The sequence below is a fragment of the Pedobacter sp. JCM 36344 genome, from assembly GCF_046546555.1.
Lineage (GTDB): Bacteria > Bacteroidota > Bacteroidia > Sphingobacteriales > Sphingobacteriaceae > Pedobacter.
The window spans coordinates 117561-137060 of sequence record NZ_JBKHKK010000002.1 but is presented as its reverse complement, the minus strand read 5'-3'; the positions used below and the strand labels follow the sequence as shown (position 1 = coordinate 137060).

The following is a 19500-nucleotide window of genomic DNA, read 5'->3' as shown; positions in this document are numbered from 1 at the left end:
ATATGTCCTCACACCACATCGTTCGCGAAAAGCAGGAGCCCGCTTTATATATACACTGTCTGGGTAATTTTGATGAAGAATATCTTGGTCAGCTACTAGAGTGGAGTCCTTCATTGATCGTTAGCTCCTCTGAATTTGAGAAGGTTCTTAGTCTTGGACTCAAGGTTGATATAGTTGTAAACCCAATAGAATCCCATAGTTTTCAAGAAAATACCAGGCTAATCAATACCGGCAACAACGATATGATCTCAGTTCTGGATTATTTAATTACAGAAGGGTATCCAGCGGTTAATTTGATTGATGGAAGTGCTGAATTTCACACTCTGCAAAACTATATTCCACAAATAAATATTGTTGTTTTTACGGAAACGCAGAAGGCTTATGCGATAAAATCTGGTTTCAAAGTCTGGAAGCCATCTGGAACAATATTCAATGTCTTTGGAGCTATGGAATTTGCGCATACCAATCTGTTGACGATTAAAGAAGGCGAATTTGAGGTCGCCCATGATGGCTTTGTAGAATTTACATTCAGCTTTCCGTACTTATTTGTTAGCGAAACTTTATGATTATTTTAAGAAAAGCAAAAGAAGAAGATGTTGAGGTTATCCAGCATATCGCTAACAATACCTGGTACGATACCTACGGCAGTATTCTCACACTAAAACAAATTGAATACATGCTCGATAAAATGTACAATAAAGGTATGCTCCTTTCGCAATTGCAGGAAGGTCATACTTTTTTAATTGCTTCAGAAAACCAGAATGACATCGGTTTCATGAGTTTTTCATTGACAGATGCTGATAAAAATGTTTACAAACTTCACAAGCTGTATGTGCTTCCATCAGCTCATGGCAAAGGTTTAGGCAAACTATTGATGAATGAAGTCTACAGCATCGCCAAGAATGAAGGAGGAGTTTCTCTGGAATTAAACGTTAACAGAAGTAATAAAGCTGTCGATTTTTATAAGCACGCAGGTTTCCAAATAAAAGAAACCGTCGACCTCGATATTGGCGGCGGTTTCTTTATGAATGACTATGTGATGGAAAAAGCCATCTAATTAATTTTAATTGCTAAGTTTTGGAATTCTCATCGGCGTATCACTTCCTTTCACGATCGTGACAGCGCTTTTTGCTATTCCTCTTATCGTTGATAGGATATTGTTTACATCTAATGAGCTAAATTCATCTTTAACGGTATGGTAAAGTTTGTCTCCGTCAATCTGAACAGTGCTGATGGTATGGGCAGGAACGCCAAGTGCAGCTAAAGTAGCGTTGTCGCTTCTGTAGAATAATTGTTGAGAAGGATAAGGATCCGGATGGAAAGTGAACTCAGTGCCTTTAAGATTTTTTTGTAGAATGGCTCCAAAATCAGACTTTTCAAAACCGGTGATATAAGCTGTATTTGGACCAAACTTGCTGTCTTTTCCAATCATCTCAATATTAAACATGGCAGTGACATTGTCTGGATTCAGCTTCGAAGAAAAGTACTGCGATCCATAACCACCTATTTCTTCGGCGGTAAAGGCAACAAAGACCAGTGTGCGTTCATTGTTGTTTAACTTTTTGTAATATTTAGCTAGCGCAATCATGCCGGTAATTCCGGATGCATCATCATCAGCCCCATTAGCAATACTATCTTGCTCAACAGACTTGATTATCCCAAGATGGTCGTAATGGCCCGAGAAAACCACAATTTCTTTTGCCTTTGACTTACCGGGAATCATTCCTGCCACATTAAATAATGGCATATTAAGAAGTGTGTTCTTCAGCTCGATCTTATAGTCTGTAACCGACGTTGACTCGTCCAAAATGAATACGATAACATTCGGATTGCTGTTGATGTTCTTTTGATCTACAATGCTTCCCTGATCCAAGCGGACTTTGATCCTGTTGAAGTCGTCTGCTAAGCTTGGGTTAACCATGACAATTTGTTTCTTCCCACTACGAGATATTGGTCTGAATTGTTCCATGAAGGACTTTGATGCATCGAAATTGACCACAGGCGTGTTACTTGACTGATCAAATGATAGGCTTTCTGATGTATTTCCAGATACCATGACGTTGCTAGGATTGATTAGCTTGCCATTTATTGTAACCTTTGTCTCAGATGGTTTTAGTTGAATTTTTGAGAACGATTGTCTTAGCCCGTTTTCGTCAGTCAGTGGTTTTAATCCAATACTCTTGAACTCCGATTCAATGAACTTTGCAGCTTTGTCAATGCCTGGTGTGAAGGTTGCACGGCCTTGCATATCGTCGCTACTCAATGTTTTTATAAGTCTTTCTACGTATTCTTTGGAGATAATCTGTTCGATAGTTTGTGCGTATGTTTGATGACTGACAAAAAGTAACAGCACCAGATAGGTGATTTTTTTCATTTGTTAAGTAACTAGTATGTAGAATTAAATTTGTTTATACGCTGGGTTATTTCTGAGGAAACTCGGGTGTCGTGTACCCCGTCGATTACAGTCACGTCGTAATCTCTATCTTTATTAGATTCGTGGATTTGTGAGTCTTCCGTATTTTCAATAGAATGGTCGTATGGCCCCCTTCCGCTCATCAACTTTACAAATACCGGTAAGCATTCGAAAAAGACAAACAGCAGGCCAATGAATGTAATGGCCAAAGCGGTATTGGTATCCCTTGTACCATTGGTATTGAAACTTAATTGTCCCAATGCCCAGTTTCTATCTGCGAAGCCTGCAACAGAGGCAAGGCTATCCAATGTTTTGTCAGTAAATAGTTTTTCATTCATCAGTCCATCGAACTGTTTGCGGTCTAGAACAAAGCCTTCACGTCTTCTTAGCTCTAAAGACAGGGTGTCTAAATCCTTCTGACGTTGTTGGAGCTCCAGTTCTTTCCTTTTTGCATAGGGGCCGTAACCCAGAACCCCTGAAGTCTCCGTAGTTTTATTTCCAAAGATCTCGAAGTTTAGCTTCTGACGATCAGATTTTATGGCGCTTTCCAAGGAATCCCGTTGGATCTTAGTTTCGTTTAATTTACCGATCTCAATCTTGTATTTGTTGCCAAAGGCGAGGTTTAGGGTATCGATTTTTGAGCGTTGATTATTTAGATAGCTTACCTTTAAGCGCGCTCTGATCTCTTTATCGAAAATCTTTAATTCAAGAGGACGAGAGATGACCATCCCAATCATTATCGCAAGAAGAATCCTCGGAGTAGCTTGAAGGATTTGTTTGTCCGTACTGGCACTTTTGTTTATGCTCGACACAATGTATCTGTCCATATTAAAAATGGCAAGTCCCCAGATCAACCCGAAAAGAACGGCAAAAAACCAAGCTCCAGTACCGCCCTTAAAGACAAAATACATTGCGTAACCTCCTGACAACGTTGCGAACAAGCCTGTAAAAAATATCGTAGCCCCGATACCAAAATATTTATTCTGCTCTGTAGGATGCTTTTCCAGGGTTGGAATGTGTACACCAGAACAAAACCAAAAGAAACGCGATATTGAATTCATGATTGATTCCCAAATTTAGCAGAAGACCTTCTATTAAACGCCTGATCCACTTAGTTGTTACAGATTAGCCCCGGAATCCTTATCTTTACAGAAATCAAAATGATATGATAAAGGAAATAACTGTCGAAGAGCTTAAAAAGAAAATAGACAACAACGAAGATTTTCAGTTGATTGATGTTAGAGAGACTTTTGAGTACGAGACCTCCAATATAAATGGTGTAAATATCCCTTTAGGAGGCATTTTAATTGAGGCCGACAAAATCGAGAAAGATAAGCCTGTAATTATTCAGTGCAAAAGTGGTAAAAGAAGTGCTGCCGCAATAATGCAATTGGAACAGCAGTTTGGCTTAAAAAATCTATATAACCTTAAAGGGGGAATACTTGCATGGCAAAGTGCTTTTGATCCAGATATGCAGGTTTATTAGTCATGAAGAGAAAGATCGCATTAAATGTTTTTTATAATCTTGGACTAATTGTATCCATTTGTGGGATATTTTGGGCCTTCAAGAATCATAGCTATCTGGTTACAGCTTTATTTGTCGCAACAGCTGCATTTTTTCTTTATGTGAAGATCCAGCTGATAAAGGACATTAGAAGTTCGCTTAAGAATAAGGAAAAAGAGTTGTAGGAATTCCCTCTAGTCCGAGCCCTGGAAGTGTTGTTGGGATATATTTTCCGTCTGACATTTTCGGGTCTTTAAAAGGGTTGTTCGTTGTGAGCCATGGCCCATCCAGATCTGACCAGTCGCATAGTGGAGCGAGCGCTATCCCGGCCAACGTTGCGCAAGAAGTTTCGCTCATACATCCAATCAATATTTTCATGCCAAATGAGCGCGCCTTTAAGATCATCTGATGTGCTTCATACATTCCTGTACTTTTCATTATTTTGATGTTTATTCCATGGTAGGCCCCTACCAAGGAATCCATGTCTGCGAGTCGTTGCACAGCCTCATCTGCTAAAATTGGTATTGGACTTCTGCCTGTTAACCAGGCATTGCCCTCTCTGTCATTTTTATCCATGGGTTGCTCGATCAACAGGACGCCATTATCATGCAGCCAGTAGATCATGTCGATCGCTTGCGCCTTGTCCGTCCATCCTTGATTTGCATCCACGTAGAGTGGAAGGTCACTGACCGATCTGATTGTGTTGATGAGTTCCTTATCATTATCGCGGCCAAGTTTTATCTTTAATACTTTAAAGTCTTTCGCATAAGCCACCTTTTCACGCATCACTTCTGGTGTATCAATCCCTATCGTGTAAGACGTAAGAGGCATTTTCAGCGGATCAGAACCATAGACACTCATGCATGTTTTTTCAAGCATCTTTCCGTTAAGGTCATTCAAAGCAATATCAATAGCTGCTTTCACTGCAGGTTGGTAGGCACCAAGGCCATCTAAATATTCGTTAATCTCTTCAAAGTCAAATGGAAATTTGAATCTACTCCAGGCTACCTTTTGCAAAAAAAGCCCTGCAGTTTCAATACTTTCTCCCATGTATGGGACCATTGATGCCTCGCCAAAACCTTCATAACCTTCGTAACTGAGTTTTAATAGAATAATCGGAGTATTCGTTCTGGAGAATTTGGCGATAGAAAAGGAATGTTTTAATTCCAATAGGTATGGAGTGTAAACTGCTAGCATAGTAAAAACGTGTTTCCGTAATGCTAAAGTTAAAAAAATAGGGGCTGTAACCAATGTAAAAATAATATACCTAATATTGCTCTAGTAATGAATAGCACAATATACCAGCCCTTCCAAAACTTTGATTTTAAGTACCAGAACTGCTTTTTAAGTGGGGATACTTTTAGTTCCCCAGTAATAGAGATCCCTATTCTTCCTAAGTGGTTATTGGAAGTGGCTAATTTTAGTGGAGAAGAACAGATCAAGCTTCTTGATGAAAGTATTCGTAGCTACAATTCATTGACGGTTCCATGCAATGAAGAAGTTCTGGAGCGCTTTATTAATCCCTTGGAAGCCATTATCGAAGCTGCATTTACGGCGGGTTATGTTGGAGTCTCTAAGTTGGAAGAGGTTGATCTTTTCCGCTGGATTGGTAAGTTTATGTACGGGTTGTTATATGTTGAGATGCATGCCGCAGTAAAGCAACAACAGATTAGTGAAGATGGCATCAATATGTCACAAGGATTGATGCACAAATTCGGCAACCTCCATACCATGATCCAGGGCATCTATACCAACGTAGAGTTTGAAGATTTTAAACCTTGGTCTATAATCGTAGTTCCGCTGGAAGATAAAAACACGCCCTTCAGTTTCAGAGACGAGATCAATACGCTTACCTTTTCCCTAAAATTGAAAGACTTCGCCATCATTGCGGTTCTGCAGGATAATGGGACCAACAAAATATACCACGAAGAGATCTTAGAACAGATTCAAAATAAGCCTTTAACTGCACAACAGATCGAAGAGCTTACCGCTAGATTCTACTATTCGGCCTATTTATTTAACAGGCTACCAGAATATACCATTTTACCTGTGGAGGGATCAATCTATATCGATGCCATGCCACTAAGAGGTACAGTTAATAAAGCTTTGTTTGACCATTGGCAACACAAAACCTATGCTCAAGTTCTTCAGGATTTCTGGAAGCCATGGGGACATACTTTGTTTGAGATTATTAAGGACCCAACAAACCCAATCAGTTATTTCAACCCACCATCTTTACCGCCAACTACTTAGCCGATTTTGCTCATTACCTGTTTAATAAAAAACGGGATCACACCGGGCATTAAGAGTACAGTTAAGATCATACCTGATAGTGCGCCATAAAGGTGGGCATCATGGTTAATGTTATCTCTCGATTGTTTGGAGGCATAAGCGCAGTAAATTAAATATAAAGGGCCAAAAGCAAGCGCCCATATTCCAAAAGGTATTGGCATGATGTACATCTTTGAGAATGGTTGAAATAGGATAAAACTAAAGATGACTGCACTTACAGCCCCAGAAGCCCCAAGGCTATTATACCACAAATCATTTTTATGCCTGAATACGGTGGGAAGATCACTTGCCACTAAACTTACAAAATATAGGATAGCGAAATTCACAGAGCCGATCATGCTTTCCAACGCAAAGCCAAAAGAAAAGAAGGTTAGCATATTAAAAATCAGGTGCATCCAATCTGCATGTATAAAGCCACTCGTAATTAATGTATAGACTTTGTGACGGCGAGACACATTATAAGGACTTAAAACGAATTTGCCAAAAAGGCTATTGTCGTTGAACGCGTAAATGCTGGTAACAATTGTAAAGATAAAGATGAATGAAGCTACTGGGGTATTATTTATATAATCCATTATTTAAGGTTTAGTTTAATATTCTCCAGCATGCGGGCTATAGGATATCGGCTATAAGTTTTTTCAAAGTAAGCAGAATTCTTGTAAATGAAGTCGAGTTGAGCATCCGCGCTTTTTGCAAGCACAGGATTTCTTGCCTTTTCTTCCTCTAGTTTCTCTTTAAGTGAGGAATCTTTTCTGAGTAACTCTGCTGCGGTGTCTTCGAAAACGTATGCAGAGAAATGTTCTTTCATGCTCAATATGGAATCGAAAAAGTTCCAGTTGAAGAAAGAATCCATTGCCTGAGGTTCCAGGGTTTCTACTACATACCTATTTGTAGGTTGGTCTACGTATATTACGAAATCACCCTTGTAGTATTGTAAGGATTCCTTCACCGAGTTTAGTTTCACTGCCGAATGCAAATAATGACCTTCGTATGGTCTGGTACCAGTCTTATAGTCTGCAATATAATATAGTTCAGCTTCGATCTTTTGATCACTTGCCAATGTGGAAACTTTCACATTATTTAATTTTAAAAGCTGTACTACTTTAGACCAGGCTTGGGGAATAATGTAGGCCACTGGTTTAGTTATGGTCGTTGACGCTTCAAAGGTGTTCCAATATTTTATGGTTTTAGTATAAGGTTCATTTCTATCATAGTAAAGCCTATCTAAACCACTCACTTCACTAGGTTTGTACTTTGCTGCGTAACCTTTAAAGTCGAATGTTTCGAAATCCTTGGTATTTAGCTTCCAGTCCAGTGGGAATTCCTTTTGCTTCGCTACATCTGTATCTGCTATCTTTTTATTCTCAGCTATAAGTTTAGAATCCCGCTTTACGATAGCTACGTAGATTTTCAATAGTTTGCAAGTTGCATCCACACGTTTGTCATAATCCTTTAACATATGTGTTTCTGGCATAAAGCCAATGGTGTTATGTAAAGTTGTGTAACCGGTAGAGTAGCGGGGCGACTCCAGAAAGCCAGTAATCCCCTGGTCGGGAGTTTCCTCTATAGAATTCACGTAAGGTGTCATCTCATATCCAACAGCGGCCATTTTCTCGTATAGAGATGGCAGCATTGTCTTGCTAAGATAATTTGAAAGAATAGGGTTCATCTTATCCTTATGTGTGGGAATCAGTGTCATGGTATACTGGTAATCTGCGCCATTACTAGTATGGGTGTCTACAAATATCTCGGGCTGCCAGGTATTAAAGATTTGTTGGAATGCCAAAGAATTTTTAGAGTCAGATTTAATGAAATCTCTGTTCAAGTCGTAATTTTTTGAATTGCCCCTAAATCCATAATCGGTAGGTCCATTTTGATTTGCGCGCGAGGTAGCCGTACGGTTAAAGCTACCATCGATATTGTAAACTGGAATGATGCAGATCACCACATTTTTAGGCAGCAGTTTATCTTTCAGAAGGTCTCTGGCTAGCATCATACTGGCATCGATTCCTTCTGGTTCTCCCGGGTGAATACCATTGTTAATTAGCAATACTATTTTATCTGCTTTTTTTACAGCAGCGGGTTCAAATACTTTATCTTTGGAGAGGACCAGCACATGCAATGGTTTTCCAAAATCAGTACTTCCGTAGCTGAGTAATTTGGCTTGCGGATAAGTTTTGGCTAGCAAGGTATAGTATGCTATTGCCTGATCGTATGTGGCTGTTTCCTTTTTACCACTGGTTTCGTAGGGCGTTATCTGTGCTGAAGTTTCAATAGCCATTAGTAGCATTAATAAAGTGATTAAACGTCTCATTGAATTCATGCGTTAATAAAGGCTTTTTCGAGATACACCAACCGGACCGAAGTGGTATTTAATGCCTACGCTGTAATAGTTATATATATCAGGATTGCTATTTTTAAACCTAACAGAGGAATCATCATAACCGTCAAGACCTTCGCCAACAGTTACGTTGGTTTGAAGATTAATGTTCACCGCTAGTCTGGGAATTCCAGAATAGCTCCGAAAATAAATATTCAGGCCTAGATCAAATGGGAAAGTGATATTATTGGAATAGTCGTTACCCGGAAACTTATAGCCGGTGCTTTCCTGGAATCGTGCAACGCTCCTCATCTTATTGTGAATCACCCCCGCTCCTGCGCCAACATACAAATACTTGGCAAAATTTGAGAAAGAGCTCCTGTTATAATTTATAAACGCACCTAGGGCTAGTTTCCCATTTACAGTGGCGGAGGTATAGGAATTTACAAATTGCCGCTCATAAGGATCTGTTTGAACGCTTCCCCCCACAATCTGGCCCTTTTGCAATTCACCGCCAAAGCTAACAAATGGTGTAAAATAATAGTCCAACGTCCCGTAACCAGCCAGATCGAAGTCATGCTTCTGAACATCGGTAAAGGAATGGGTATAGCCAATACCACCTCCGATACTTAATTTATAAAAGTTGGATTGTGCCATGACGTTTGTGCAAAGCAATAAGGCAATAAATAGAGTGCTGACTTTTTTCATGGATCTTTATATAACTTTGCTTTTTTACGAGACTATGCTAAATTATCAAAATAAAACTAATTCCCTCCAAAAACGCTTCATCAAGTACGTACAGATTGATACACAATCTGACCCGCTATCAAACGCTATTCCTTCCACAGCCAAGCAAAAAGACCTTGGTAAGGTATTAGTTGAAGAACTGCTTAACCTTGAAATTAAGGATGCGCATCTGGATGAATATGGTTATGTATATGCTACAATTCCCTCAAATTCAAACAAAACCGTTCCAGTCATTTGCTTCTGCTCCCACATGGATACTTCTCCGGATTGTAGTGGACAGCATGTAAAGCCAATTATCCATAGCAATTATCAAGGACAAGATCTAGTATTGCCGGATGACAATACCATTATTTTAAAAATGATTGATCATCCTGATCTTAAAGATCAAATCGGCAATGATATCGTTACCGCCAGCGGCACTACTCTTCTAGGTGCGGATAATAAATCTGGACTGACAGAAATCATGGAAGCCGCTGCTTTTCTGATGGCTAATCCTGAGGTAAAACATGGAACTATAAAGATTCTTTTTACTCCAGATGAAGAAATTGGAAGAGGGGTAGATAAAGTGGATCTCAAAAAGCTAGGTGCTGATTTCGCCTATACCGTAGATGGTGAAACTTTGGGTTCTATAGAAGATGAGACCTTCTCTGCTGATGGAGCTGTTTTGACAATCAATGGCGTAAGTGCGCATCCTGGCTTTGCCAAAGATAAAATGGAAAGTGCGATCAAGATACTTTCAGATGTAATCAGTGCCTTACCTACTGATTGCCTTTCTCCAGAGTCTACGGAAGATCGAGAAGGGTTTATACATCCGGTTAGTTTGTCCGGTAGTGTGGAACAGGCAGAAGCGAGGTTTATTATCAGGGCCTTTGATGACGAACAGTTACAGGCCAATGGCGAATTCCTAGATGCTACAGTGCAGAATATTATCGAAGACTTCCCTAACTCAACTTACGAACTTAAGATCACGGAACAATATAGAAACATGAAGAAAGTCTTGGATCAAAACCCCGAGATTATGGAAATAGGGGTGCAGGCAATCGAGCGCGCCGGTATTAAACCTAAACGTCAAAGTATTCGCGGCGGAACTGATGGTTCGAGGTTGTCGTTCCTGGGTTTGCCTTGTCCGAATATTTTTGCGGGCGAACACGCGTTCCATGGTAAACAGGAATGGGCTTCAGTACAGGATATGGAAAAGGCAGTTCAGACCATCATCAATATTGCAGTTATTTGGGAAGAGAAAGCTTAGCTAAGTACTGGTCCTGATCGTCTTCAAATACGATTTCAACAATCCAGCCTTGCTTTTTAGCGAGGCTCTTTAGTGTCTGCTGGTCAACGTATATCCATTTAAACCATGCTCCCTTAACGCTTTTATACTCGTACCTGAAACTTACTTCGCCATAGTAGCCTTTTACTGGAAAAGCCACTTCCTGGTATAGATACGATAAATCTGAGCTGTCGAATATGAGCTGTCCATCAGGCTTAAGTAATGATTTTACCGATTTAAGAAAAGACGTTAAGCCGGCGATTGTTCCAGTCAATCCAATGCCGTTCATCATGAAAAGCAAGGTGTCATATGTGTCGCCGCCGTATTTGATAATGTTACCTTCGATTGCTTTTTTAAGTCCGCGCTGCTTCATGATGGTTACAGCCGAAGCAGAAATATCCATGCCTACAACATCAAATCCCCTGCTTTGTAATATGAGCGCATGGCTACCTACACCAGCTCCTACATCAAGTACTTTCCCCCTACATAACGATAGCGCTTTCAGTTCCAGGTCGGGCATCTCGCGTTCATCGCGAAAGTAAACATCAACCGGCATTTCTTCCGGTTCATCGTAATTGTTATGTACCCAGAGTGTTTCTGAAGGTGGCTTTGAAAATTGATCTTTTAAGGCTTCACCGAAAACATCCATGAAAGCAAAGATAATTTATATTTCAAACTCCTGATGGTACTCCGGAATTTCAATGTGCTTAAAGCCTTTTTCTCTGAGCTTAACGGCAAAGTTCTGCTGCACCTCATATTCTCCATGGACGAGAAATAACTGCTTGACTTCGGCTGCAACGTCGTGATCTTCTCTAAAAATGCGCACGGATTTGTTACCTGCCAATAGCTTGCCGCCAAGGGATCTCGGCTCTGCATAGCCAACCATCAAAATTGTATTCTTCTTATTCCCGATATTGTTCTTAATGTGATGCCTAATCCTACCTCCATCTGTCATTCCCGAAGCTGAGATGATTACGGAGGGTCTAGGATCATTATTAAGCGCTTTAGAGTCTTCTGCGCTTTCGATGAATGTTAGCCCTTTGAAGTTAAAGATGTCTTTATCAATTTTCAGCAGACTTTGAACTGCACTATTGTAAACTTCAGGATGATTTCGTAGGATTTCGATAACTTTAATGGAAAGAGTACTGTATACATATACCGGAACATCTGGCAGTCTGTGCTTAAGCTCCAGTCCGTTTAAAGCATATAGTAGATCTTTGGTTCTACCAACGCTGAATCCATTAGCAGTATACGTTCAAGATCCAGGGGATCAACCCACAGTGGTCTATGTGTGCATGGGAAAGAACAAGATGCGTAATGCTCTTGGGTTCAAAGCCAAAACAACTGTTGAGTAATGTCAGTTACTTCGCCCATTCCCTGGAACATTCCGCAATCCAGTAAAATTTGAGTGTTATTGTTAAGGGTTATGAGGTGTTACTACCAGTAACAGCGCGCGCTGCACCTTGGAAAGCGATTTTCATTCAGTTCGACTTATCCTCTTAAGCCTGAGATTGAATCTTTAACTTTATCAGATACATCAGCAAACTTATCTTTTGAAGAATCTAAAAGATCGCAGAACCAGTCTGTAACTTTCTCTTTTAAGTCTCCTTCTTTATCTGATGATAGAATTAGTGCTACTGCAACGCCTAGTGCTGCTCCTGCTAATACTCCTGCAATTATTTTCGTTTCTTTTTTCATGATCTGTTTTATCTATGAAGGTAAAACAAAAACGATGGTGAATAGTTCTGTCTTTGACTATAATTATTAAAATGGTAAAGAAACTATCCTACTTGAACATCGCTTTTGCGATAGCTTATTTCCTTCTTTATCTGCTCAATAGCACATCCTTCGCTATGATTGGGATAATGGTAGTAATCGTTTTCAACGCTGTGGTGTTGAAACACCTGAAGAAAGATGAGCCTTTCAAAAGCGTTCATTTTGTTATGGGGGCAACGAATATCTTCTTTGCCGGGTTTATGATCTTATGGGTAAGTCACATCGTTATTTCTTCACTTAATTACCATTACTTTGGAAATACCTGGTTCTATATTACATTTACTAGTTTGTTTATTATCAGTATACTTACGCATTTTATCTTAGTGCTTCGCATCGGTAGAACCATTAATCAGTAAACGCTTCTTTTGTATTATGTAGATCAGAATCCGACTAATCTATTATTTTTGTTGATATTAAAAGACCCTATACATATGCGTAAAATAATTTCAACTCTCCTACTAGTATTCGCACTAGTCAGTGTATCGAAAGCACAAACTGTTCATCAAAATACAGGCTGGCTTTTTTTGATGAACAGCACAAAGTTCAACGCCAGGTGGGGAGTGCATTTTGATCTACAATTAAGGTCTTCGGATGAGTTCAATAATGTTAGAAACCTATTAATCAGACCTGGGTTGATTTATTTTTTCAATAGCACCAACAATTTAACGCTCGGGTATTTATTCACTCAAACTTATACTTCAGGAGCAGAAACACTCACGGAAAATCGCTCATGGGAACAATTTATTCACACTCAAAAGATTCAAAGCATAAGTGTAAGCCATCGTTTTAGATTGGAACAACGTTTTATAGAGAAGATTTCTGAAGATGACGTCTTCTCTCAAAGACTTCGCTATTTTGTTAGATTCCTTATTCCATTAAAAAAGGATGCTGCAGTATTTGAGAAAGGTTTTTTTGCAGGGGTGCAGAATGAAATATTTCTGAATGTTCAAAACAAAGGAGTTGTAAATAATAATCTCTTCGATCAGAACAGAGCTTACCTTGCCTTGGGTTACAGGATTCAGAAGAAGATAGATATTGAAGCGGGATATATGAATCAAGCGGTAAAAAGCCTGAGGGGACATATAAACAATAATATACTACAGGTTGCAGTCTACACCAGGTTCTAGAGCTTAATAACCCCAATAGCTCGAATAAAAAAAAGCCGGCAACTTTTCAGTACACCAGCTATCTATCAGCAAACCTTTTTGACAAGATTTGTAGGCAGGTTAATGTTATTTGGGCATTACAACGGTGTCGATAACGTGTATTACTCCATTTTTTTGCATAACATCAGCAATAGTAACGGTAGATTTGCCGCCCTTTTCATCTGTTAAGATTAATTTTTTACCGTTCATTGAAGCTGTAAGTTTTCCACCAGCAACGGTTGTAAACACCGCTTTTCCGTTTCCAGCTTTAATCGCTTTGGCAATGTCTTTAGAAGTCATTTTGCCAGCAACAACATGGTAAGTAAGAATTTTTGTCAGTGTCGCTTTATTCTCTGGCTTTAATATTGTTTCAACGGTTCCTGCAGGAAGTTTTTTGAATGCAGCATTTGTAGGTGCAAAAACAGTGAATGGACCCGCAGATTTTAATGTCTCCACAAGACCTGCTGCCTTTACTGCAGCTACTAATGTGGTATGGTCTTTTGAATTTACAGCGTTATCTACAATGTCTTTAGTAGCATACATTGCTGCACCGCCGACCATTGGATTTTTCTGTGCGAATGTTGGTGTTGTGAATGCCAAAGCTGCTATGGCAACAACAGATAAAATAATTTTTTTCATAAAATTTCTAAGTATTTTAGTTTTGATACCATAATCTACGTACAAGAGAAAATTACAGATGTTGAAAATCAATAATAAGTTGAAGTTATTTGCTGTATATGAATTCTGGATTTCTATAACCCTTGCTTACGTTGTCATACCAATCTGCAAAAGATTTTCCACCACTGGCTGCCCATTCCGCAAAGTGTAGGTAAGCGAGTGTTACATCTTTTCCTTCAATAGGATATTGAAATTTGCTTGCCGGTACTGCAATAGCATAAGGAAGTCCAGTTTTTGTTACATAATAACGCCCAGTAGCCGGATCACTACTATCGTCGCTAGTTCCAAAAAGACTTTTGTCGATGAGGTCTGTAGGGGCATTGCCAGCCATATGAACTTCGTGCCTGGATTTACCTACTTTATAAAATATAAAGGGATTGAATTCCAGCCCGAAATCTTCTAAAAGTGGACCCTTGTTTATGTCGAACTTAACCGTGTATTCTTTTGCCTCCGACTGTGGTTTACCGGGTTCTGTATTCCCATTTGCCATTTCTTTGTGCATGTTTTCAAAAAGTATAATTACGGCTTTACTTTGGTTCTCTTCTAAGACCGCGCCTTCAATCTTAACTACTTCGGATCGGTCTAACGGGAACATGACGCCAAAACCGTTGTCAATTGAACCACCTGCAGCCTGTAACATATAATTTCCGATCACCTGAACAACTATGTTTTTAGCATTCGTGATAACGGTGTATTTAGACGTTATTACAAGGTCGTTTATATCGAAGTCGCCTCTAACAGGCCATTGATCTTCAAAACCTATTGTTGAACCTTCCCCTAAAGAAGAAAAACTTTTAAAAGCTTTATCAGCATCGTCCGGAAAATCGTCCATCAAGTCTGGAATACCATCTCCATCTCTGTCTGCCAATTCTTTTGACAAATCAAGAGCTATATTGATATCTATATTTACCGCACCAGTCAAGGCAGTTAATTTGCCAGTTGTAGTCGCGCCGGTCATCATGGCAATGCTCGCGGTAGCAATAATATTTCCTACAAACGTGCTGTAGGTCCCAATAGTAGCCGATGAGCCGACATACCAAAATACGTTTGGCCCCCCTTTACCACCGCTTTTCATGATTACTTTAGAGCGGGCGGCTGTAGTGAGTGTTGAACCTATTTTGAATACAAACACTGCGTTTGGGTCTCCGCCGTCATCTAAGGTAAGGGTTCCTGTAATCCCAACAGAGGAAGGGAAACTATAGGTTCCTGGTTTTAATGTTAGAGAACCAAGGTCCTTGCCTGTTAAGTCGTTTTCTACAGGAATAGTAAAAGTTGCTAATTTATCAATGTGCAGTTGTGCATCTTTCTGAGCTGTTCCTGCCTGCGACAATGCGCTGGAAAATTTCGCGCCTGAAATGGTTTCAGCAGGTAGAAAGCCAGTAATCGCGCTACCAGGGCTAACTCCAGCATTTCCATTGATCACGGTGCTGCCATTATTTGTAACGGTAGATGAGGCTAAAACAGCAAAGCTTTGTGCATCATCGATTGAGGGTGCATATTGTCCAAAAGTCGCGTTAATGGAAGATATAAGTAATAGTGCAGCGATTGCTGCGAAACTTGAAAATTTCATGATGTTGATTTAATACTGATTTGAACTAAGCACCCATATTAATGTCCAGATCTGCAGTGCCTGCCTTTATATTTCTTGTTGTGATTGTTTTGTCTGGTGCCATACAGACGATGTAAAGCTCTGTTACTTGGTTTGAGAGGTATAGCTTAGTCTTAAATCTTGTTATGACTGTCAATGATCCTTTTGCCAAGAGTTTGCCTCCGGCTACGCCATCGGATGTATATATCGCTACCACATACAGCTTGCCGGGGAACTTATTCTCCGCAATGCTGATGCTGAGGTTTAAGTTTCTGGAGTTTTCCCATTTAAATCCTACAGGCGCTAATATTGCGTTGGTCGTTTTAGCGGGTTCAATCGGGGGTTCGATAGCTGGTTTTTTACAAGAGGCCAAGGAAACCGATGCGATGGACGCGATGATGAGGAATTTTTTAATCATAGTTTGGTGATTTTAAAGTGCTTTTGGTGATTTGGTCACTGCAATTGCCTATCCAATAGTTATATATTTTATTGACAGGTGGTTAGGAAAAATGGGTTCCCAAGTATTGTTATCATTTGGGGAAGTTTGTCTCTTTCTTGCCCAATAAATAAACTATTATGGTGAATTTTTAATTTATAATAATCCTACATAAACGTAAGTTTATTTATTGATAATTTAATATTAAATGGAATTGCTTTTTATTTAATTACGAGGTTGGGTGATGAAGTTGTTTTAGGCGGTTTGGTTATGCTCAAATAGTAGCTGATAATTGTATCTTAAAAATGGAAGTATCAATCCTATAAAAACTGTAAATTGCTTTTTAATTACTCTAAGAATAACCCAGAGTTTAGTTGGAGTATAGATCTGGTTTGTAATTATGGGCAGATAACAGGGACATAACAGGGAGGTAACAGGGACGTAACAGGGAGAATGCCCCTGTGAAATCCTGGTTAACTACGAGTTATATTCTATTGAGGTCATATTTACCTAAAAGGACGTTACTATCCTTACTGGGTCAGAGCCTAAAATAGACTGTCATCAAAGCATTGCCATAACAAATATAGATCTTAAGATTTTTTCGCCAACTATTTGACAATAACAGATATTACGCTATCTTTGCAGTCCCTAAAAATATGGGGAATAAATAATTGTTTAACAAATTAAATACAAGCAAGTGAATACGTTAAGTTACAAAACTGTCTCTGCCAATGCAAAAACTGTTAACAAACAGTGGGTTGTTGTTGACGCACAAGGCGAGATTTTGGGGCGCTTGTCATCGAAGATCGCAATGATCATCCGTGGTAAAAACAAGCCTGAGTACACCCCACACGTAGACTGCGGCGATAATGTGATCGTTATCAATGCAGACAAGATTAAGTTGACCGGAAACAAATTCGCAGAGAAGATCTATACTTCTTACACGGGTTACCCAGGTGGTCAGCGTTTCATTTCTCCTAAAGAGTTAATGGCTAAACATCCAAAACGTGTTATCGAGAAAGCGGTACGTGGTATGTTACCTAAAACTAAACTTGGTGCTAAATTGTACACCAACCTTTATGTTTATGCAGGGACAGAACATCCTCATGCAGCACAATCACCAAAAACCATTACACTTTAATTAAAGAAGAAATGTCAGTTACTAATACTTCAGGAAGAAGAAAGACTGCTGTTGCTCGTATCTATTTAAAAGAAGGCAGCGGCATTATTACCGTTAACGGTAAAGATCACAAAGAATATTTCCCAACATTGCCATTACAATACATTGTTAATCAATCGTTCACAGTTTCAGAACTAGTTGGTCAGTATGATGTTAAAGTAAATGTTGCAGGTGGTGGTGTTAAAGGTCAGGCAGAAGCTGTTCGTTTAGCTATTGCTAAAGCTATTGTTGAATTAGATGCTGAGAAAAAACCAGCATTACGCGCTAAAGGGTTAATGACCCGTGATATGCGTATGGTTGAGCGTAAGAAACCAGGACGCAAGAAAGCACGTAAGAAATTCCAATTCAGTAAACGTTAATCTTAAGGAGACAAAACAATGGCAAGAACTACATATCAAGACTTATTGGATGCAGGTGTACACTTTGGTCACCTTACCCGTAAATGGAACCCAAAAATGGCGCCTTACATATTCATGGAGCGCAATGGTATCCACATTATAGATTTAAATAAAACTTTAACTAAAACTGAAGAAGCTGCTTCGGCGATCAAACAGATCGTGAAATCTGGGCGTAAGATCCTATTTGTAGCGACTAAGAAACAAGCTAAAGAAATCGTTGCTGAGCAAGCTAAAAAAGTAAATATGCCTTTCGTAACTGAGCGTTGGTTAGGTGGTATGTTAACTAACTTTGCTACTGTACGTAAGTCAATCAAGAAGATGGTAACCATCGATAAGATGACTAAAGACGGTACTTATTCAATCCTTTCTAAAAAGGAGCGTTTAATGATCCAACGTGAGCGTATCAAATTGGAAAGCTTATTAGGTGGTATCTCGGATCTTAACCGTTTACCAGCTGCTATCTTTTTAATTGACGTTAAAAAGGAACACATCGCTGTTAGTGAGGCGTTGAAATTAAACATTCCAACTTTCGCAATGGTAGATACTAACTCTGATCCTTCAAACATCGATTTTCCAATTCCTGCGAATGATGACGCTACTAAATCTATCTCTTTAATTACTGATATCATTATCAAAGCAATTGAAGAAGGTCTGGACGAGCGTAAACGTGAGAAGGACGAAGAAACTGAAAAGGAAGCTGTAGCTGCTAAAGCTGCTGCTGATGCTCCGGAAGCTGCTGCTCCTGGTTCAAGAAGAAAAAAAGTTGAGGCTGATACCACAGAAGAAGGTACTAGCGAAGAAGCTTAAAATAGTATAATTTGGGTTGTATGGTGCGTTGAAGGGTTTACTTACAACAATACTGTACAACCCATAATTTTTAAATCATAACTTAAAAAGAAAACTAAAATGTCAGTACAAATTACTGCTGCAGATGTAAATAAATTACGCCAACAAACCGGTGCCGGTATGATGGACTGCAAAAAAGCATTAGTGGAAGCAAACGGAGACTTTGAAGCAGCCGTTGATTATTTACGTAAGAAAGGTGCTAAAGTAGCGGCTTCTCGTCAGGATCGTGATTCTAACGAAGGCGTTGTTATTGCTAAAGCAACTGCTGATGGTAAGCGTGGTGTTGTCGTTGAATTGAACTGTGAGACTGATTTTGTTGCTAAAAATGCTGATTTTGTTGCTTTGGCTCATAAATTTACAGATTTAGCTATCGAGAAAAACCCGGCTACTTTAGAAGAGCTTTTGGCTTTAGAAGTTGATGGTCATAAGGTTTCTGATGTAATCATTGAATACACAGGTAAAATCGGTGAGAAAATTGGTATCTCTAAATTTGAAACTATATCAGGCGAAAAAGTCGTTCCTTACATCCATGGCAACTACCGTTTGGGTGTGTTGGTGGCTTTGAACCAGGATGTTGCAGGTGTTGAGGATGCGGGTAAAGATGTTGCAATGCAAATTGCTGCAATGAATCCGGTTGCCTTAGATAAAGATGGCGTTGATGCCACTACTATCGAACGTGAAACTGAAATCGCTAAAGAAGTGATCCGTGCTGAAGGTAAACCAGAAGCAATGGTTGAAAAAATAGCAGCTGGTAAATTGAACAAATTCTACAAAGACAGTACTTTGTTGAATCAGGAATTCGTTAAAGATTCTTCGAAAGATGTTCGTAAGTTCTTAGATGATACTGCTAAAGGTTTGACCGTTACTTCATTCAAACGCGTACAATTGGGATCTTAATTTTAGGATTTTA

Annotated in this window: 25 protein-coding genes; 12 read left to right on the top strand and 13 right to left on the bottom strand. The window is 39.4% G+C overall.

The window, feature by feature from the left end; genetic code table 11:
- Window positions 1–2 precede the first annotated feature (2 nt).
- A complete protein-coding gene (locus tag ACHFIZ_RS02390) occupies window positions 3–566 on the top strand; it encodes a thiamine pyrophosphokinase (protein WP_410882489.1) in 564 nt (187 codons plus the stop codon).
- Entirely contained in the window at window positions 563–1057 is a 495-nt protein-coding gene (locus ACHFIZ_RS02385) for a GNAT family N-acetyltransferase (RefSeq protein WP_410882487.1), read from the top strand. The genes ACHFIZ_RS02390 and ACHFIZ_RS02385 overlap by 4 nt, the downstream gene beginning before the upstream one ends.
- Before the next feature lie 6 nt (window positions 1058–1063).
- Here the strand turns inward: ACHFIZ_RS02385 and ACHFIZ_RS02380 are convergent, their stop codons facing one another.
- Both ACHFIZ_RS02380 and ACHFIZ_RS02375 read right to left on the bottom strand, forming a co-directional pair.
- Window positions 1064–2374 (bottom strand): M20/M25/M40 family metallo-hydrolase, encoded by a 1311-nt coding sequence (locus tag ACHFIZ_RS02380; protein WP_410882485.1) that lies wholly within the window; start codon window positions 2372–2374, stop codon window positions 1064–1066.
- Between the two features lie 11 nt (window positions 2375–2385).
- Entirely contained in the window at window positions 2386–3474 is a 1089-nt protein-coding gene (locus ACHFIZ_RS02375) for a DUF4407 domain-containing protein (protein ID WP_410882483.1), read from the bottom strand.
- Between the two features lie 107 nt (window positions 3475–3581).
- Between ACHFIZ_RS02375 and ACHFIZ_RS02370 the strand changes: the two genes are divergently transcribed.
- Complete coding sequence (locus ACHFIZ_RS02370; protein WP_410882913.1) at window positions 3582–3899, top strand: rhodanese-like domain-containing protein; 318 nt, start codon at window positions 3582–3584, stop codon at window positions 3897–3899.
- 2 nt (window positions 3900–3901) lie between these two features.
- Window positions 3902–4102: a DUF6358 family protein gene (locus tag ACHFIZ_RS02365; protein ID WP_410882481.1), complete on the top strand. Its 201-nt coding sequence runs from the start codon at window positions 3902–3904 to the stop codon at window positions 4100–4102.
- Here ACHFIZ_RS02365 and ACHFIZ_RS02360 read toward each other — a convergent pair.
- Window positions 4077–5114: a dipeptide epimerase gene (locus ACHFIZ_RS02360; protein ID WP_410882479.1), complete on the bottom strand. Its 1038-nt coding sequence runs from the start codon at window positions 5112–5114 to the stop codon at window positions 4077–4079. The two genes, ACHFIZ_RS02365 and ACHFIZ_RS02360, sit on opposite strands and share 26 nt — an antisense overlap.
- An 87-nt stretch (window positions 5115–5201) precedes the next feature.
- Here ACHFIZ_RS02360 and ACHFIZ_RS02355 point away from each other — a divergent pair, with 87 nt between their 5' ends.
- Window positions 5202–6170, top strand: a complete 969-nt coding sequence (locus ACHFIZ_RS02355; protein ID WP_410882477.1) for a hypothetical protein — start codon at window positions 5202–5204, stop codon at window positions 6168–6170.
- Here the strand turns inward: ACHFIZ_RS02355 and ACHFIZ_RS02350 are convergent.
- The 3 genes from ACHFIZ_RS02350 to ACHFIZ_RS02340 are packed head-to-tail and all read right to left on the bottom strand — an operon-like array spanning window position 6167 to window position 9237.
- Complete coding sequence (locus tag ACHFIZ_RS02350; protein ID WP_410882476.1) at window positions 6167–6784, bottom strand: rhomboid family intramembrane serine protease; 618 nt, start codon at window positions 6782–6784, stop codon at window positions 6167–6169. The genes ACHFIZ_RS02355 and ACHFIZ_RS02350 overlap by 4 nt on opposite strands.
- Complete coding sequence (locus tag ACHFIZ_RS02345; RefSeq protein ID WP_410882474.1) at window positions 6784–8523, bottom strand: M14 family metallopeptidase; 1740 nt, start codon at window positions 8521–8523, stop codon at window positions 6784–6786. Before ACHFIZ_RS02345 ends, ACHFIZ_RS02350 begins: the two co-directional genes overlap by 1 nt.
- 12 nt (window positions 8524–8535) lie before the next feature.
- Window positions 8536–9237, bottom strand: a complete 702-nt coding sequence (locus ACHFIZ_RS02340) for a hypothetical protein (protein ID WP_410882472.1) — start codon at window positions 9235–9237, stop codon at window positions 8536–8538.
- A gap of 34 nt (window positions 9238–9271) precedes the next feature.
- Between ACHFIZ_RS02340 and pepT the strand changes: the two genes are divergently transcribed.
- Entirely contained in the window at window positions 9272–10525 is a 1254-nt protein-coding gene (gene pepT / locus ACHFIZ_RS02335) for a peptidase T (RefSeq protein ID WP_410882470.1), read from the top strand.
- Here the strand turns inward: pepT and ACHFIZ_RS02330 are convergent.
- The 4 genes from ACHFIZ_RS02330 to ACHFIZ_RS02315 form a co-directional block, all read right to left on the bottom strand.
- Window positions 10503–11192 (bottom strand): class I SAM-dependent methyltransferase, encoded by a 690-nt coding sequence (locus ACHFIZ_RS02330; protein ID WP_410882468.1) that lies wholly within the window; start codon window positions 11190–11192, stop codon window positions 10503–10505. The genes pepT and ACHFIZ_RS02330 overlap by 23 nt on opposite strands.
- A 15-nt stretch (window positions 11193–11207) precedes the next feature.
- Complete coding sequence (locus tag ACHFIZ_RS02325; protein WP_410882911.1) at window positions 11208–11717, bottom strand: MBL fold metallo-hydrolase RNA specificity domain-containing protein; 510 nt, start codon at window positions 11715–11717, stop codon at window positions 11208–11210.
- A gap of 67 nt (window positions 11718–11784) precedes the next feature.
- The gene (locus ACHFIZ_RS02320; protein WP_410882909.1) at window positions 11785–11862 is read right to left on the bottom strand and encodes a hypothetical protein; all 78 of its coding nucleotides are present in this window, start codon (window positions 11860–11862) and stop codon (window positions 11785–11787) included.
- A gap of 172 nt (window positions 11863–12034) precedes the next feature.
- The gene (locus ACHFIZ_RS02315) at window positions 12035–12241 is read right to left on the bottom strand and encodes a YtxH domain-containing protein (RefSeq protein ID WP_410882466.1); all 207 of its coding nucleotides are present in this window, start codon (window positions 12239–12241) and stop codon (window positions 12035–12037) included.
- Between the two features lie 71 nt (window positions 12242–12312).
- On the opposite strand from ACHFIZ_RS02315, the gene ACHFIZ_RS02310 reads away from it, so the two are divergent.
- Window positions 12313–12675 carry a hypothetical protein gene (locus tag ACHFIZ_RS02310; RefSeq protein WP_410882464.1) on the top strand — a complete coding sequence of 121 codons (363 nt, stop codon included), beginning with the start codon at window positions 12313–12315 and terminating at the stop codon, window positions 12673–12675.
- A gap of 75 nt (window positions 12676–12750) precedes the next feature.
- A complete protein-coding gene (locus tag ACHFIZ_RS02305; protein WP_410882463.1) occupies window positions 12751–13446 on the top strand; it encodes a DUF2490 domain-containing protein in 696 nt (231 codons plus the stop codon).
- 105 nt (window positions 13447–13551) lie between these two features.
- On the opposite strand, the gene ACHFIZ_RS02300 is transcribed toward ACHFIZ_RS02305, so the two are convergent.
- From ACHFIZ_RS02300 to ACHFIZ_RS02290, 3 genes are all read right to left on the bottom strand, one after another.
- Window positions 13552–14103: a fasciclin domain-containing protein gene (locus ACHFIZ_RS02300; protein ID WP_410882461.1), complete on the bottom strand. Its 552-nt coding sequence runs from the start codon at window positions 14101–14103 to the stop codon at window positions 13552–13554.
- Between the two features lie 85 nt (window positions 14104–14188).
- The gene (locus ACHFIZ_RS02295) at window positions 14189–15712 is read right to left on the bottom strand and encodes an LruC domain-containing protein (RefSeq protein ID WP_410882459.1); all 1524 of its coding nucleotides are present in this window, start codon (window positions 15710–15712) and stop codon (window positions 14189–14191) included.
- Between the two features lie 25 nt (window positions 15713–15737).
- Window positions 15738–16148: a hypothetical protein gene (locus ACHFIZ_RS02290; RefSeq protein ID WP_410882457.1), complete on the bottom strand. Its 411-nt coding sequence runs from the start codon at window positions 16146–16148 to the stop codon at window positions 15738–15740.
- Between the two features lie 715 nt (window positions 16149–16863).
- On the opposite strand from ACHFIZ_RS02290, the gene rplM reads away from it, so the two are divergent.
- The 4 genes from rplM to tsf all read left to right on the top strand — a co-directional run bounded on the left by rplM (window position 16864) and on the right by tsf (window position 19487).
- Window positions 16864–17307 (top strand): 50S ribosomal protein L13, encoded by a 444-nt coding sequence (gene rplM / locus ACHFIZ_RS02285; RefSeq protein ID WP_410882455.1) that lies wholly within the window; start codon window positions 16864–16866, stop codon window positions 17305–17307.
- Window positions 17308–17318: 11 nt separating this feature from the next.
- Complete coding sequence (gene rpsI / locus ACHFIZ_RS02280) at window positions 17319–17705, top strand: 30S ribosomal protein S9 (RefSeq protein WP_410882453.1); 387 nt, start codon at window positions 17319–17321, stop codon at window positions 17703–17705.
- A gap of 18 nt (window positions 17706–17723) precedes the next feature.
- The gene (gene rpsB / locus ACHFIZ_RS02275) at window positions 17724–18551 is read left to right on the top strand and encodes a 30S ribosomal protein S2 (RefSeq protein WP_410882451.1); all 828 of its coding nucleotides are present in this window, start codon (window positions 17724–17726) and stop codon (window positions 18549–18551) included.
- A 99-nt stretch (window positions 18552–18650) separates the two neighbouring features.
- Complete coding sequence (tsf, locus tag ACHFIZ_RS02270; protein WP_410882450.1) at window positions 18651–19487, top strand: translation elongation factor Ts; 837 nt, start codon at window positions 18651–18653, stop codon at window positions 19485–19487.
- The last annotated feature ends 13 nt before the right edge of the window (window positions 19488–19500 follow it).

What these genes read in the sequence shown, in the direction of transcription:
- ACHFIZ_RS02340 (WP_410882472.1), bottom strand. Translation starts at nt 9,237, where the DNA reads ATGAAAAAAGTCAGCACTCTATTTATTGCCTTATTGCTTTGCACAAAC.
- rpsI (WP_410882453.1), top strand. Translation starts at nt 17,319, where the DNA reads ATGTCAGTTACTAATACTTCAGGAAGAAGAAAGACTGCTGTTGCTCGT.
- ACHFIZ_RS02365 (WP_410882481.1), top strand. Translation starts at nt 3,902, where the DNA reads ATGAAGAGAAAGATCGCATTAAATGTTTTTTATAATCTTGGACTAATT.
- ACHFIZ_RS02295 (WP_410882459.1), bottom strand. Translation starts at nt 15,712, where the DNA reads ATGAAATTTTCAAGTTTCGCAGCAATCGCTGCACTATTACTTATATCT.
- tsf (WP_410882450.1), top strand. Translation starts at nt 18,651, where the DNA reads ATGTCAGTACAAATTACTGCTGCAGATGTAAATAAATTACGCCAACAA.
- ACHFIZ_RS02300 (WP_410882461.1), bottom strand. Translation starts at nt 14,103, where the DNA reads ATGAAAAAAATTATTTTATCTGTTGTTGCCATAGCAGCTTTGGCATTC.
- ACHFIZ_RS02390 (WP_410882489.1), top strand. Translation starts at nt 3, where the DNA reads ATGTCCTCACACCACATCGTTCGCGAAAAGCAGGAGCCCGCTTTATAT.
- pepT (WP_410882470.1), top strand. Translation starts at nt 9,272, where the DNA reads ATGCTAAATTATCAAAATAAAACTAATTCCCTCCAAAAACGCTTCATC.
- ACHFIZ_RS02360 (WP_410882479.1), bottom strand. Translation starts at nt 5,114, where the DNA reads ATGCTAGCAGTTTACACTCCATACCTATTGGAATTAAAACATTCCTTT.
- ACHFIZ_RS02380 (WP_410882485.1), bottom strand. Translation starts at nt 2,374, where the DNA reads ATGAAAAAAATCACCTATCTGGTGCTGTTACTTTTTGTCAGTCATCAA.
- ACHFIZ_RS02385 (WP_410882487.1), top strand. Translation starts at nt 563, where the DNA reads ATGATTATTTTAAGAAAAGCAAAAGAAGAAGATGTTGAGGTTATCCAG.
- ACHFIZ_RS02310 (WP_410882464.1), top strand. Translation starts at nt 12,313, where the DNA reads ATGGTAAAGAAACTATCCTACTTGAACATCGCTTTTGCGATAGCTTAT.
- ACHFIZ_RS02350 (WP_410882476.1), bottom strand. Translation starts at nt 6,784, where the DNA reads ATGGATTATATAAATAATACCCCAGTAGCTTCATTCATCTTTATCTTT.
- ACHFIZ_RS02345 (WP_410882474.1), bottom strand. Translation starts at nt 8,523, where the DNA reads ATGAGACGTTTAATCACTTTATTAATGCTACTAATGGCTATTGAAACT.
- rpsB (WP_410882451.1), top strand. Translation starts at nt 17,724, where the DNA reads ATGGCAAGAACTACATATCAAGACTTATTGGATGCAGGTGTACACTTT.
- ACHFIZ_RS02290 (WP_410882457.1), bottom strand. Translation starts at nt 16,148, where the DNA reads ATGATTAAAAAATTCCTCATCATCGCGTCCATCGCATCGGTTTCCTTG.
- ACHFIZ_RS02315 (WP_410882466.1), bottom strand. Translation starts at nt 12,241, where the DNA reads ATGAAAAAAGAAACGAAAATAATTGCAGGAGTATTAGCAGGAGCAGCA.
- ACHFIZ_RS02355 (WP_410882477.1), top strand. Translation starts at nt 5,202, where the DNA reads ATGAATAGCACAATATACCAGCCCTTCCAAAACTTTGATTTTAAGTAC.
- ACHFIZ_RS02330 (WP_410882468.1), bottom strand. Translation starts at nt 11,192, where the DNA reads ATGGATGTTTTCGGTGAAGCCTTAAAAGATCAATTTTCAAAGCCACCT.
- ACHFIZ_RS02305 (WP_410882463.1), top strand. Translation starts at nt 12,751, where the DNA reads ATGCGTAAAATAATTTCAACTCTCCTACTAGTATTCGCACTAGTCAGT.
- ACHFIZ_RS02375 (WP_410882483.1), bottom strand. Translation starts at nt 3,474, where the DNA reads ATGAATTCAATATCGCGTTTCTTTTGGTTTTGTTCTGGTGTACACATT.